The organism is Nostoc sp., assembly GCF_036919615.1.
Taxonomy (GTDB): domain Bacteria; phylum Cyanobacteriota; class Cyanobacteriia; order Cyanobacteriales; family Nostocaceae; genus Nostoc.
In genome coordinates, this window is the sequence record NZ_JBALCN010000080.1 from 95809 (window position 1) to 110833 (window position 15025).

At 42.9% G+C, this 15025-nt stretch carries 10 protein-coding genes and 1 pseudogene; 10 read left to right on the top strand and 1 reads right to left on the bottom strand.

Going from position 1 to position 15025, the window contains the following annotated elements:
- Positions 1-232: 232 nt before the first annotated feature.
- The 4 genes from V7K48_RS22690 to V7K48_RS22705 all read left to right on the top strand — a co-directional run bounded on the left by V7K48_RS22690 (position 233) and on the right by V7K48_RS22705 (position 2973).
- On the top strand, positions 233-358 hold the full coding sequence (locus tag V7K48_RS22690; RefSeq protein WP_335075567.1) for a hypothetical protein: 126 nt from the start codon (positions 233-235) through the stop codon (positions 356-358).
- A 24-nt stretch (positions 359-382) separates the two neighbouring features.
- Positions 383-562: a PepSY-associated TM helix domain-containing protein gene (locus V7K48_RS22695; protein ID WP_335075611.1), complete on the top strand. Its 180-nt coding sequence runs from the start codon at positions 383-385 to the stop codon at positions 560-562.
- A gap of 513 nt (positions 563-1075) precedes the next feature.
- A complete protein-coding gene (locus V7K48_RS22700; RefSeq protein WP_335075569.1) occupies positions 1076-1351 on the top strand; it encodes a DUF485 domain-containing protein in 276 nt (91 codons plus the stop codon).
- 53 nt (positions 1352-1404) lie between these two features.
- Entirely contained in the window at positions 1405-2973 is a 1569-nt protein-coding gene (locus V7K48_RS22705) for a sodium:solute symporter family transporter (RefSeq protein ID WP_335075571.1), read from the top strand.
- A gap of 218 nt (positions 2974-3191) precedes the next feature.
- Here V7K48_RS22705 and V7K48_RS22710 read toward each other — a convergent pair whose 3' ends face one another.
- Positions 3192-4034 carry a tetratricopeptide repeat protein gene (locus tag V7K48_RS22710; protein WP_335075573.1) on the bottom strand — a complete coding sequence of 281 codons (843 nt, stop codon included), beginning with the start codon at positions 4032-4034 and terminating at the stop codon, positions 3192-3194.
- A gap of 1100 nt (positions 4035-5134) precedes the next feature.
- Between V7K48_RS22710 and V7K48_RS22715 the strand changes: the two genes are divergently transcribed.
- The 6 genes and pseudogenes from V7K48_RS22715 to V7K48_RS22740 form a co-directional block, all read left to right on the top strand.
- Entirely contained in the window at positions 5135-6754 is a 1620-nt protein-coding gene (locus V7K48_RS22715) for an ArnT family glycosyltransferase (RefSeq protein ID WP_335075575.1), read from the top strand.
- A 167-nt stretch (positions 6755-6921) separates the two neighbouring features.
- On the top strand, positions 6922-10581 hold the full coding sequence (gene smc / locus V7K48_RS22720; RefSeq protein WP_335075577.1) for a chromosome segregation protein SMC: 3660 nt from the start codon (positions 6922-6924) through the stop codon (positions 10579-10581).
- A gap of 58 nt (positions 10582-10639) precedes the next feature.
- A complete protein-coding gene (locus V7K48_RS22725; RefSeq protein WP_335075579.1) occupies positions 10640-11635 on the top strand; it encodes a PRC-barrel domain-containing protein in 996 nt (331 codons plus the stop codon).
- A 1278-nt stretch (positions 11636-12913) separates the two neighbouring features.
- Positions 12914-13480, top strand: coding sequence for a ferric reductase-like transmembrane domain-containing protein (locus V7K48_RS22730; RefSeq protein ID WP_335075582.1), 567 nt, complete (start codon positions 12914-12916; stop codon positions 13478-13480).
- A 129-nt stretch (positions 13481-13609) separates the two neighbouring features.
- Complete coding sequence (locus tag V7K48_RS22735; RefSeq protein ID WP_335075584.1) at positions 13610-14677, top strand: WD40 repeat domain-containing protein; 1068 nt, start codon at positions 13610-13612, stop codon at positions 14675-14677.
- A 134-nt stretch (positions 14678-14811) separates the two neighbouring features.
- Positions 14812-15012 (top strand): annotated as a pseudogene (locus tag V7K48_RS22740) (ABC transporter transmembrane domain-containing protein); the annotation flags it as partial.
- Positions 15013-15025: the final 13 nt, after the last annotated feature.

The following is a 15025-nucleotide window of genomic DNA, read 5'->3' on the forward strand; positions in this document are numbered from 1 at the left end:
TACACAATGTCATTGCGAGTGTAACGTTCGCGTAGCGTCTCGTAGAGAAGCAATCACAAGGATTTGGGATTGCTTTACTTCGTACCCTACGGGTTCTTCAAAGGAGTACGCAATGACTGTAAATATTTTTGTCCAGCTACTTATCTACCATGACTTACAAAACCCTGCGTAACTTTTATCCAGTGCAGAACTCAGAAGCGTTTATTTTCTGGAAAAACCAGACAGCGCTATAATGATTCGCTACAAATTTCCTCAAGAAAAAGAAGACAGTGGAAACAGCTATGTCTACCTCAACCAGTATAGCGGCAAGGTCTTACGAGTAGACAATGCTTTGAAACTGTCTTTAGGCGATGTCTAGCGACAAGCCGCAAAGCGGCTACGCATTCTCAACTTTTTCACTCCCCTACACTACGGCACATTTGGTGGCTTGCCTACTCGCATTCTCTATGTATTTGTCGGGCTTACACCGTTAATTTTATTTATCACTGGCTTCGTAATGTGGCAGTATCGCAAAAGACCTACCCCGGATTTCTCACAAGTCAGAAAAAATTCCTGGAATTAGCAAAATTTTTAATTGATACATCATCAGATTAGATTATTTAGCAGGATAACTCAGCGCAAAAACTGAAGATACAAAGATAAATCAAATAGGATGGCCGCCAAGGCAAATGCATCTAAATATTGAATCCAGAAGCAAATAAGATATATATTGTGTAAATTAGTCAACATAATCGCCTGAAATGCTCTATGAGTAAGGTTTTTGAGTGCTTATCTGAGCAAGCAGTAAACTGTTCTTTTTCATGAGTAATTGCGATCGCTTGATACCCTGTAGCGCCATAGTTTGAGCAAGGCGGAATTTGTCAACCCCATAACAATAGAGGATTTTCAGGCAAACAAGTGTCTGAATAAATAATAATGATAATAATTATTACAAACAATCAGTTATATATTTTTTAGCAAAGTTAATTTTATTACCTGAAATAGTAATAGATTTACTAATAATCTTTAAGAAAATTACGCAGAAATCAACTTCAATGAGACAATCTGACCTAATCTTCTCAACCCCAAGGAAGACATGAACGATCGCACAAAGGCTCTCCAGGCTCTCGCGGCTGAACGTTGGCGAGTATCTCTGATTCTCAGTGGAGTCATGATGTTTATTTACTTTGGCTTTATCTTGCTAATCGCGTTCAATAAGTCCCTGCTGGGGTCATTAGTAGTTCCTGGCCTTAGCCTGGGAATTTTACTGGGGGCGCTGGTAATTGTCTCAGCATGGGTATTAATTTTTATCTACGTGCGTTGGGCAAATAGCAGTTATGACGACCAAATCGCAAGGCTGACACGCAAGTGAATTAGCTATTTGCAATTTCTAGTCCAAAATCCAAAATACTAAACCAAAAAAGCATGAATAGTGTGTGGTTCGATCTGCCACTAGCGGCGGATATTACCAGTCTTGGTAAGTTTAACCCGTTGGCGATCGCTTTCTTCTTTCTGTTTGTTGCAAGTTCTTTAGGGATTACTTATTGGGCAGCAAAGCTAACTAAAAATACGGCACAGTTCTATACAGCTGGCGGTAAGATCAGCGGTTTCCAAAATGGGCTGGCCTTAGCCGGAGACTTCATGAGTGCAGCTAGCTTTTTAGGTATCGCTGGGCTGGTAGCACTCAACGGCTTTGACGGCTTAATTTATTCTATCGGCTTCCTGGTGGGCTGGCCGATTGTCATGTTCCTAATTGCAGAACCACTCCGTAACTTAGGTAAATACACATTTGCTGATGTAGTAGCTTATCGCTTGCAGCAAAAACCTGTACGGATTGCATCTGCGATCGGAACACTGGTAGTGATTAGTTTTTACTTAATTGCCCAGATGGTAGGTGCTGGTGAGCTAATCAAACTATTGTTTGGCTTTGATTATGAATTAGCTGTGGTCATCGTTGGTTGCGTGATGATGGCTTATGTGATTTTTGGCGGGATGATTGCCACCACTTGGGTACAAATTATCAAAGCAATTCTGTTGCTCGGCGGAACTATCTTATTAGCTATCTTGGTACTGGCACGATTTGGCTTTAACCCGATCGCTCTTTTCGCCGCTGCATCACAGAAATATACAGGTGTATTAGCTCCGGGCAAACTGGTTTCTGATCCCTTTGATGCTATCTCCTTAGGGATGTCGTTGATGTTCGGCACTGCTGGACTACCCCACATCCTGATGCGTTTCTACACAGTACCAGACGCCAAAGCAGCCCGGCTCTCTGTTACTTATGCGACAGCAATTATTGGGGTTTTTTATCTTCTTACCTTCATCCTGGGCTTTGGAGCGATGGTACTAGTAGGTCAAGATGCGATCAAGCAAATTGGGACTGGTGGTAATATGGCTGCGCCGATGTTGGCAGAATTTCTCGGTGGTGATGCTTTCTTAGGCTTTATTTCCGCTGTTTCCTTTGCAACTATTTTGGCAGTTGTGGCTGGGTTGACACTCTCAGGTGCGGCTGCACTATCTCATGATTTGTGGGTGAACGTGGTGCGATCAGGTCATGCTGACGAGTCAGAACAGCTGAAAGTAGCTCGTGGTGCGACAATGGTTTTGGGGTTAGTGGCGATAATTCTGGGTATTTTGTTTAAAGGGCAAAACGTTGCTTATATGGTAGGTTTAGCATTTGCGATCGCAGCTAGTGCAAACTTCCCAGCGTTGCTCTTATCAATGCTTTGGCGACGTTTCACCACCAACGGTGCAGTTGCGAGTATGTTAGTAGGTACTATCTCCTCTTTAGTGCTGATTTATTTGTCACCTACTATTCAAGTAACGATTCTTAAGCACGCTTCTGCACCCTTTCCACTGAAAAATCCGGGATTAATCAGTATCCCACTGGCATTTATTGTGGCGATTGTTGTTTCACTGTTAAGTACTGAACAGCAGGCACAGGAAAAGTTTGCAGAAGTTGAGGATCGCATTCACGTTGGTTCTGGGATGTGATGAATGTCAACGCACTAACAAGTGTAAACTTAAGCCTCAGCGAATGGAATTCGTGTGCCAGTTACTCATGGGGAGCCACTTGCTTGGCTACACAAACATAGATGCAAAGCGGCTTCCCGCAGGGTAGCCCAGTAACCTGGGCTAAGAGAAAATTAAAATTTTTAACCCACGGAGGTGGGTTTTGCCTGTCTAGACGCGATTTCTAACCGCCCTTTTGCCTACTGTCCAAGTTCTTTGATGTTTTTCGTCACTTGTTGATATAAGTCGTTGTTACCTTGACTTTGAAAAATGCTTGCTGCTTGTTCCAAGTCCTTAAGCGCTCCCTGTTTGTCTCCATTGGTGGCGCGAGTATTTCCCCGGTTATTGTAGGCAGGGGCAAAGTTAGGATTAAGGCGAATGGCTTGATTGTAATCTGCGATCGCCCCCTGGGGATCTCCATTGGCAGCACGGGCATTTCCTCGGTTATTGTAGGCGATCGCATATTTGGGGTTGAGAAGAATCGCTTGATCAAGATCATCTAGTGCCCCTTTTTTGTCTCCATTGGTGGCGTGGGCATTCCCTCGGTTATTATAGGCTTCGGCATAGTTGGGATTAAGGCGAATCGCTTCAGTATAATCTTTAACTGCTTCTGTGTTAGCTCCTAGTGAGGCGCGGGCATTCCCCAGGTTATTGTAGGCTTCAGCGTCGTTAGGGTTGATGCTAAGTGCTTGATTGTAATCTGCGATCGCTTTTTCCTTGTCTCCCAAATCAAAGTAAGCTAATCCCCGGCTGTTGTAGGCAGCGCCATATTCAGAATTTTGATTAATTGCCTTACTATAGGAAGCGATCGCAGCTTGCAAGTCGCCGTTTAAATGCTGATTCTTTCCCTGAATATAGAATTCCCCACCAATAGAAGTTGTAGCTGAACGACGGCTAGGTTGACTGACTCCTATTTCTGTCACCAATACATTGTCATTCTTACTACAAGAAACACTGCTAATTGCAGTCAATGTAGTAAAAATAGCTACGGTAAATACTTGATTTACCCTTGTTCGCTTTTGCCTAAATAAACACCGTCTCATAAGTTAATATAAACTGCCATAACGCCTGAACTAAATTAATACCAAAATCTAGATTTTAATTCTTTAACTCAAAAATTATTCTAACTTTTGATAGACCTTTAAAGTTAATTAACAAATTTCCCTGATATTTTATAAATTTCTTGAATACTTATTTGTCAGAGCAATTATAAATTTTGAAATATAAAACTTCTCATTTTTGCTCTTTCCTGTTGTCATTTTTCTGCTTTTTATACCAATTCTCTATGAAGTTGCACTTAATAAAGCAGAGGTAATGTCATCCCATCCACAAATCGATGCGTAGTTTACTGCTGTAGGCATTGCTTCAGCAGAAATAGAATCAAGAACCTATTTGAGTTTGGGTCTTAATTAATCTAAATGGGTGCAATGTTCCCAAGACAATTAATACTTAATGTATTTAGTACTTACGCATCAAGTATGAAATGTAGGGGCAATTCATAAATTGCCCCTACAGAAAATCAAGGCTTTCACTACCTTTTTGCGTAAGTCCTGGTATTGCCATAAACGCTTAGTGGGATTAAGCTCTGGACTATTAGCGGGCTGAAAAATTGGAATAAGATTTTAGTAATTTCCGGAAACTGCCTTTCTCCTTATCTTGTTGATTCAAGGTATTAATCAAAGGATTGTTATAAATTGTCTGTATAAAAATTTTGGACTTAGTAATATCTGATTCTTCACTTTTGCTACACCTGCTAAAAGTAATTCAAGTGAATTTTTTAAATATTATTTAATTGTTCAATACACCAGTGAACCGCTGTAGCAATTATTTTTTATTTATCGGATTTTATCTAGATAAAATTTAAACTAAGGGTTAGATTAAAAATGAAATCTGACTTGATTTACGGACTCCTAAACAGGTAATAAATAATTGATTACTTGTATGATTTTTATCATTTTTTAAATAAAATGTTCTTTACTAACTAAGATAAATTTTTCAAAAAATAGCGCTAATTAGAAAAAGTTGAGTTAATCTTGGAAACTAGCAATTGTTAAGAATATACGTTGCTACTGGGTGGCAACATTGGAGATTCGCTTTGGTCTCTATGTAATCAAACCAGCAAGTAAAATGATTACCAGAGAATATGCAAGAAGGAAGCTTTATTTGGAGTCATCTGGAAAAACAGCATCGCACGGTTGGCAAATGGATTGATTGGTTATGGCTAATAATATTGCTGCTGGCGGCAGTGTTACTGTTTAGCATCAATCTGGGAGGATTGCCACTGCGAGATTGGGATGAAGGGACTGTGGCACAGGTTGCTCGTGAAATTTGGCACGCACCAGCAGGTTCAATGCGTTGGCTCTACCCAACACTAGGAGGCGAACCATACTATAACAAGCCGCCTTTGATGCATTTGCTAATTGCTTGGGCTTATTCTTTAGGAGGTGAAAATGAGTGGACAACGCGTCTACCTGGAGCAATTTTAACAGCGACATCTGTACCTTTACTGTATTGCATTGCTCGAGAGATATTTCGCCAGCGTTGGGCTGCTATTTATAGCGCCTTGATTTACCTAACAATGCTACCTGTGGTACGTCATGGGCGGTTAGCAATGTTGGATGGGGCGATGGTAAGTTTTTTGATGGTAATGATGTTGTGCGTGTTGCGATCGCGCCGAGATTTACGTTATTGCCTTGGTGTTGGTATTAGTTTTGGGTTGATTTGCTTGACTCAAGGACTGCTAGGCGTATTACTAGGTGCGATCGCGATCGTATTTCTGTTTTGGGATACGCCACGACTGCTCACGTGTTACTATCTGTGGATCGCAATCTTAATTGGTATTCTGCCTGTAGCTGGTTGGTATGGTGCCCAACTAATTCACTATGGTTACACTTTCGCTCAGATTGGCATTGTAAACCCATCACTAGGCCGAATTGGCTCATTTGTAGAGGGAAATTCTGAACCACCTTGGTACTATGTGATTGAACTTCTCAAGTACACATGGCCGTGGTTATTATTCTTACCGCAAACTGTCCGCTTAACCTGGGAAAATCGCAATCTTAGCTGGGCAAAATTAGTCATGGCGTGGAGTGGTGTTTTTCTGCTGGTAATTTCCTTCATGATTACCAAAGTTCCCTGGTATTTATTCCCGATTTACCCAAGTCTAGCCTTAGCTTTTGGTATCCAGTTATCAGAGACGGAAAATTCGCCTTTACTCTCATCCTATCCCCGGGCTTGGGTTGCTGGTTTGGCGATACTTGCTGTAGTTGCTTCTGCTGGTAGCATTTATTTCAGTTGGGGTACAACACCGAAAACAGACTTACAACTGATTTTTGCAGCAGTAGCTTTAACTATGACCTTGGCAGCTATTTTAGCAGAACGAGGCGACGGACAATTTCTCAAGATTTTGTTTTGGGGAAGTTATATTTCGCTACTGCTGTTAATGAAATCTAACTACTGGGTTTGGGAATTATCTGAAGCCTATCCAGTTAAACCAGTCGCCGCCATGATCGTGCGGGCAAATCCAGCTACGAGGAAAATTTACACATCTTTTCCTTACTCGCGTCCCTCGTTGGATTATTATAGCGATCGCACCATTATTCCCGCTTCTGTTGGTGAACTGCAATATTATTGGCACTACAACGGCCAACCCTACTTTCTACTTCATGCATCTGCTTTTAGCAATCTCCAACTAGAGTCGATGAAGCTAATTGACCAAGCTGAAGGCTGGAAGTTAGTTACAAAAGATACTAATCGATTGTAAATGTGGGGTATTGGCATTGCTTTCTCCCACTTCCTCATCTTCCTTACCCCTTTTGCGTCTCTCTGTCCTCGTGCAGTTCTATAATCCCTAATTATTCTCCCTACCCTCTTGCGAATTTTTAATTAGTTGATACACTTGTTCTTCATTAGCCCAGTGAACCAGCGCCTATGGTGCACATCAAGCGCGTGGAACTTACGAACTTCAAATCCTTCGGTGGCACTACCTCAGTCCCTTTGCTACCGGGGTGTACTGTCATATCTGGGCCAAATGGTTCGGGTAAATCTAATATTCTAGATGCCCTGTTATTTTGCCTGGGACTCTCCAGTTCTAAGGGAATGCGAGCCGAGCGCCTGCCGGATTTGGTAAATAACACCCAAACTGCTAAAGGACGCGCCTCTATTGAAGCTAGCGTCACTGTGACGTTTGATTTGTCAGGGGAGGATATCTCACCCAAAGGTAAAAAGGCGCAGAGTGAGGAAGCAGGGGAAGCAGAGGAAGCAGAGGAAGAAAATCCAAAATCCAAAATCGTTCGACTGAGCGAAGCCGAAGTCCAAAATCCAAAATTGGGAGAGTGGAGTGTTACTAGAAGGCTGCGAGTCACTCACCAAGGAACTTACACGTCGAATTACTATATCAATGGTGAAGCTTGCACGCTGACGGAGTTGCATGGGGAACTAAATAACCTGCGGGTTTATCCTGAAGGCTACAACGTTGTGCTGCAAGGGGATGTCACCAGCATTATCTCGATGAATGCGCGGGAACGGCGGGAAATTATTGATGAATTGGCTGGAGTGGCGGCGTTCGATCGCAAAATTATCCAAGCTAAATCAACTTTAGATGAGGTGAAGGAAAAAGAAGATAGCTGTCGGATTATTGAGACGGAATTAACTGCACAGCGCGATCGCCTTTCTCAAGATCGGGCTAAAGCTGAGAAATATCAAAAACTCCGCACGGAATTTCTGGCTAAACAATCCTGGGAAGCAGTTTTATCATGGCGATCGCTACAAGCACAACAAGAAAAGTTAGTTCACAAAATTCAAACAGGCGATCGCAATTCTAGTGAACTCACTACCCAACTCACAAACCTGAATTCCGAAATCGTCCAAAAAACTGCTGAACTTGAACAACTCAATGCCCATGTCAAAGCATTGGGAGAAGATGAACTTTTGGCAGTACAATCTACACTCGCCACCCAAGAAGCAGAACGGAAACAACTCCAGCGTCAGCTAACGGAATTAGAAACAACAACCCAGGAAACTGCCAAACGTCTAGCTCAAACTCAGCAAGAGATTCAAAAATACCGTCTTTCCTTAGAAGAAATTGCCGAAACACAGATTGTAGAGACGCGATTCATCGCGTCTTCCCAACACCAAAGAAATGAAGCGCAACAAGCTTTAGAAACCTCCCGCGAAGCAGCAGCAGAAATTGCCTCAGCCTCGGAAGCGTGGGTGCAGCAACAAACAGCATTCAACCGCCAAATTGAAACTTTGCTGCAAACTCTAGAACCACAACGCACAGAACAAGCACAACTCAGGGAACGCAATAATCAGTTACAGCAACTAATTTCCGAACAAACCCTGTTAATTGAACGCGACGAACCCCAATTAGCCCAAAAACAAGCTGAGTGCAGTCGAGTTGAAACGGAATTTAACACCTCTAGTGAACCCATCCAAAATTTAGCCCAAAATCTCTCAGCCACAGAACAAGAATTGCAAATCCAACAGGAAACCCAAAAGCGCTTACTTTTTGAACAACGGGAAAAACAACGCCAGTTGGATAAAATAGAGGCGCAAACGCAAGCACAGCAGGAAGTCCAAGGAACCCAAGCTAGTAAAGTCATTTTACAATCGGGAATGCCTGGACTTTGCGGTTTAGTTGTGCAGTTAGCAAAGGTGGAACCCCGCCATCAGCTAGCTTTGGAAATGGCTGCTGGTGGACGCTTGGGACATATTGTGGTGGAAGATGACGGGATCGCCGCAGCGGGGATTGAATTGCTCAAACAGAAACGTGCAGGGAGGGCGACTTTTTTACCGCTGAATAAAATTCACGCTCCCAAATTTACTCAAGATGCAACGCTGCGTTTTGCCAGCGGCTTCGTTAACTATGCTGTTAACTTAGTCGATTGCGATCGCCGTTATAAAGATGTATTTAGCTATGTTTTCGGTAACACGGTGGTATTTGCCAACCTGGAAGCGGCGCGGAAAAACTTAGGGCTATATCGCATCGTCACCTTAGACGGGGAATTGTTAGAAACCAGCGGTGCAATGACTGGTGGTAGTAACACCCAGCGTTCAGCCTTGCGCTTTGGCAATGCGGAAGCGGCGGAATCTGATGAAGCGATCGCTTTAAAAAGTCGCTTGGTGGATATTGAGCGGGTTTTAGAGCGTTGTACTGAAGCGATCACAACTTTGTCAACCAAAACAAAAAAATTCACCCAGGAACTCACAGAAGCACGTCAAGCGCGGCGCGAACAGCAGTTGCAATTGGAACAGTTGCAGAAAGATATTAAGAGTTTAACAGCGCAATTACAGGGGACGCGATCGCAACTCTCACAAAACAATGAAAAATTAGCCACTGCTCAATCTCGATTGGAAATTTTAGAGCGGGAATTACCGGGACAAGAAACTCAGTTGCAACAATTGCGACACGCTTTAGCAGAGCTGGAAGCATCCCAAACTCCCAGTGAATGGCAACAAATCCAGGCGACAATTAAAATCCAAGAGCAACAATTGCAACAACGAGAGACGGCGTTACGCGAAGCTGAACAAAGATTAAAAAATTTGGAAAATCAGCAACAGCGATTGCAAGAAAAAATCCAAGAAGCAGAGACACGCATCGCAGAATATGAAACCCAACAAATCTCATGTAGAGACGCGATTCATCGCGTCTCCACACAAATCACAGCGATAGACAACCAAATCACCCAAACCCGCGCCAACCTAAGCCTTATGGAACAGAATTTGGGAGAAGAGAAACAAAAACGTGACGCAACAGAACAGGAAGTGCGATCGGATCTTTTGCGTCAACAACAATTGCAATGGGAAATCCAAAAACTCCAAGAAACCCAAGAGAAGCGACGAGAGGAACTAGTTGCTTTGCAAAGCCAGTTGCGGGATGTGGGAGCAGAATTACCAAATCCCTTGCCGGAAGTTCCAGATCAGGTAGACTTGGAAGAATTGCAGAAAGAATTGCGAACGCTTACCAAACGCTTACAGGCAATGGAACCTGTAAATATGCTGGCGTTGGAAGAATACGAACGCACTCAAAACCGTCTCCAGGAACTCACGCAAAAATTAGAGACACTAGAAGGGGAACGCACCGAATTACTTTTGCGGATTGAAAATTTTACCACATTGCGGCAACTTGCCTTTAAAGAAGCTTTCGATGCTGTAAATGAAAACTTTCAATCGATTTTCGCCATCCTGTCAGACGGCGACGGCTACCTGCAACTCGAAAATCCCGAAGATCCCTTTAGCAGTGGACTGAATTTAGTCGCGCACCCCAAAGGCAAACCCGTACAGCGCCTAGCTTCCATGTCTGGAGGAGAAAAATCACTCACAGCCTTGAGCTTTATCTTTGCCCTGCAACGCTATCGCCCATCCCCGTTTTACGCCTTTGACGAAGTAGATATGTTCCTAGATGGGGCAAACGTAGAACGATTAGCTAGAATGATTAAGCAACAATCACAACAAGCGCAATTTATAGTTGTGAGTTTGCGCCGTCCGATGATAGAATCAGCCGAACGCACAATTGGCGTTACTCAAGCACGAGGAGCTTACACTCAAGTTTTGGGGATTAAGTTACAATCATCCAATACATCTGCTTGAGTTTTTGTTATTAATAGTGTATAGATAAACCGGATTCGAGATCAGGACTCGGTATAGAATGACCTCCGAACAGATAATTAGGCGTTCCGACATATTAAATACCCAGGTGATTACCCGCGACAACGGCAAGCGGCTAGGCATCATCAGTCAAGTCTGGGTTGATATTGATCAACGAGAGGTTGTGGCACTTGGTTTGCGAGACAGCCTGATCTCTATTTCGGGCATACCGCGCTATATGTACCTCAACAATATCAACCAGATTGGTGATGTCATCCTGGTAGATAACGAAGATGTAATTGAAGATATCGAAGTTGAATCTCTCAGTAATCTGATTAGCTGGGAAGTAATTACCGAAACAGGTGAAGTATTAGGCAAAGTTCGGGGCTTCAAGTTCAACGCCGAAACCGGGAAGCTTAACTCCATAGTCATTGCTTCTTTAGGATTGCCCCAAATTCCCGATCAATTTCTGAGTACTTACGAGTTTTCAGTGGATGAAATTGTCAGCACAGGCCCCAATCGGTTGATTGTGTTTGAGGGAGCCGAAGAACGGGTAAACCAGTTGACAGTTGGTTTACTAGAGCGTTTGGGTATCGGCAAAGCACCGTGGGAGCGCGATGCAGAAGAAGAATACGGCTATACTCCACCACGCCAAGTTGCACCAGGCAATCAACTGCCCAGTGGAGTGCCATTGCAGCCACCCAGGCAAAAAGTTCGCGCCCCTGAACCCGTAGCGCGGGAAGAAGAATGGACAGAAGACTATGTGGAAGAAGAAAGGCCACAGCGTCAAGTAATGAAGGCGCGGCAGTATGAATCTATTCAATACGAAGAAGACGAGGAAGAAGATAACTGGAGCGAGGCAACGGGCAGCGACAGGTATCAACAACCCCAACCGTTAAAGTATGAAGCCCAGCCCTATAGCAAGCCATACGTTGAGGAATACGATGATTATGACGACGTAGAGGGCGATGCTTGGGAAGATGCGCCGAAGCCCGTGAATATTCCTAAGAAAGTCAAGGAAAGACAGCCAGAATACGAAGAAGAAGGCGGATATTAGGCTAGCCCCACCCCCAACCCCCTCCTCGCTTGCAAGGAGGGGGCTTTTTTATGAACAAAAGCAAAACAAAACGCACCGTCTAAACTAGTACTCCACCACAGGGATTATGACACAATACAGTTCAGTTAAGCATTTCTCTGTGTCCTCTGCGTCTTGGCGGTGGCTTGCAGCAAGCCCTCCGGGTTAGACGCTCGTTCCAACGCTGGTTCCAACGCTCAGTCCTCGCTAACGCTGCGCTAACAGCAGTCGCTCATTGAGGAAACCCCCTTCCCTACGAGACGCTGCGCGTTGGCGTAGCGTCTCGTAGAGAAGGACACAAAGAAACAAAGAAATAAGAAGCCAAGAAAATTTGGCGCAGCCTCACAAAGAAATGGTATAACTCCTTTAAAATTTCGTTTCCAGCCAGAGGCTATTGGTGACAACTTAAGAAAAAGGTAAGCTTGTCAACAGGTGGATAAAGGGAAAAAAGGATGGTGAATCCAAGAGTTGGAAACCCAGACCACAAGCGGGATCGAAACATCTCAGCGCCAGAAAACGAAGTGATAGCCGCGCGGATGGAGGAGCTATCCCCACTCTTAAGCAAGCTACGCACAGCGTCTCCTAGAAAAGTGACAGAACTATTTTGTTAATGCTGCATTCGCAGTTGGAAAGAGTACCCTCTAGGGTACTGTTAACCTCCAAGTAGTCATACTACGATCTAGACAAGTAATCAAGTGGTTAATTTATAGATTTAAGTAAGTAGAAAAGTACAAAAAAAGATAGCTATGTAAAGAAAACTAACAGGCTAAAATCCTCTTTGCTTCTGCCCTTCTCCTAATGGAGACGTTCTTGCTAGCAGGATCCCCCGTAGGGATACGGGTAACTGCTCATTCCGACACTCGATTACTCGCTACCGCTGCGCTAACAACAGTTGCTCATGAAAGAAACCCTTAAGACTGCACTGCTTTACCTTTTGATAAATATCTAGTACAAGTCGGCAAAAATCCAGCTACCATCTCAATTAACCAAGTAAGGGGCAAAATCCCTTGTTAAAGGTATGCAAAGTTCCGCCGACTTGTACTAGTAGTCTGCCAATCAAATTTTGCTTAATATAGCAGACTTTAATTACTTCCTAAATAAGCATTTTGGCTTCAATTACCTAGCAAAGTTGTCTTGGTATATCGGTCTAAAATACCTAGCTTATCCGCTATTTTGACTAGGATAAGTGAAGGTTATTTTTCATTGCATATACCTGTAGTTTTTGTTATAGCCAACAATATTATTTTTTAGAGATTAATCATGGTTTCAATAGATGAATCACCCCTACCTAATATTTTGGGATTTTTATCATTAGCTAGTTATATAGTCACATTAATTCCCACAATTATAAGAATTGTTTTTCCGCAAACTAAAGAGACTGGAATTCCCCAATGGCTGCTCAAACGCCGCCGGATCATCGGTATTATTGCTTTCTTTTTAGCTTTGTGTCATGGTTTCCTAATGGTTCAAAAGAGAAACTTTGATTTTTTGGACATCAAGACATTTTGGATATATATCCAGGGTATAAGCACTTTCATGATTTTTACACTTCTGTCTATAACTTCTAATAATTGGAGTGTAAAAAAACTGAAAAAGAACTGGAAGCAATTACATAAACTCACTTATGTAGCTATGGTTCTTTTGATTTGGCATATCTGGGACAAGATGTCAGGTCATTGGACGTATTTAACACCGATTAGCCTTGTTGCTACTACTCTAATTGCGGTTTTATTTATTATCCGACTTTGGATTGAACACCAGGGTAAGCAAGAAAAAATTGCAAATAAAGTAACGAAGGCAGATTTAGGAGAAAAAAACACTAGGTAGTTTCATTAGTACAACATGGCGGAAGTAACTAATTAGTTGAAAAAGTTAAAACAAGCTTTCTTTTCTTTTGGCTTCTGTTTTCTTGGACTATTTGTCACCAAAATTATATAAATGGAGAGTCCCTCTGTAGTGTCAAACCCAATTGTTAAGAAAATTACAGTAGTACTGGCAATTACATCTACAGCAACCTTGGTTGGGTTTAGCTCTTATCGTTTACTATTAGCGTTCGAGATGGTTACACCTGGCGTTATCTCCTTGCCAATCATTCAACCTTATCAAACCCTCAAAGGACATTCAGCGTGGATTTATGCGATCGCTATCAGTCCAGATGGTAATACTTTAGTTAGTGGTAGCTATGATGGCACGATCAAGATTTGGAATCTGCACACTGGCAAATTACTCCACACTTTTAAAGGTCATGCTGATGCAGTTGTATCCTTGGTGATTAGCCCTGATCACCGTATACTCGCTAGTGGCAGTTGGGATAATCGAATTAAACTGTGGAATCTGGAAACAGGAACTCTCATCCGTACCCTTGATGGGCATAGAGACGATGTGGAAGCAATTGCTATGAGTGCCAATAGAAAATTGCTGGCTAGTAGCAGTGCTGACAATACCATTAAGCTCTGGAATCTGAACACAGGCAAAGAACTCTTTACGCTCCAGGATGTAGGCTGGGTAAAATCTGTTGCTTTTAGCCCTGATAGCCAGAAGTTAGCTAGTGGCAGTAGAGATAACTCCATCAGAATTTGGCAGCTAAGTACTCCCACTCCGACACTCATACAGACTTTCACAGGGCATTCCCAAGAAGTATGTTCTGTTGCCTTCAGTCCTGATGGGCAAACCCTTGCCAGTGGCAGTAAGGATAAAACCATCAAACTGTGGCGCTTGAGCGATGGCAAATTGTTGCACACTCTCACGGGGCATTCCCAAGCCGTATGGTCTGTTGCCTTTAGCCCAAATGGACAGACCTTAGCTAGTGGTAGTTATGACACAACAATCAAGCTCTGGCATCTAGCTACTGGCAAATTCCTTGCTAACTTTGCAGGACATACCAAGTCTGTATGGTCTGTTGCCTTCAGTCCTAATGGGCAAACTTTAGTAAGTGGCAGTGGTGACGAAACCATCAAACTTTGGTCTATACCCCGCAATACCACTGCTCATACTCAAACACTCGAAAAGATAAAACACAATTAAAGATATTTAACCCCAGATTTGACATTAAGTCTGGGTAAATGACATTCGTGGCTACACGCAGTCCACCTCTAGAGGCTAACGGAGAATCATCGATATATTCTGATTCAGCAACGCCACTTTTTGTAACTATATAAGATATGTACATGGCGAAAGCTGTTTTGAGAGTTGCTTTTCATCTGCGCCAGCAAGTCTACGCCCATCTTCAAAAGTTAAATCTCAGTTATTTTGAAACGGCAAAAGCAGGTGATTTATCTTACCGCCTCACGGAAGATGTTGATCGGGTTGGCGAAGTAGTAAATAAAGTATTTCACGACTTTATCCCCTGCATTTTGCAGTTTTCATAATTAA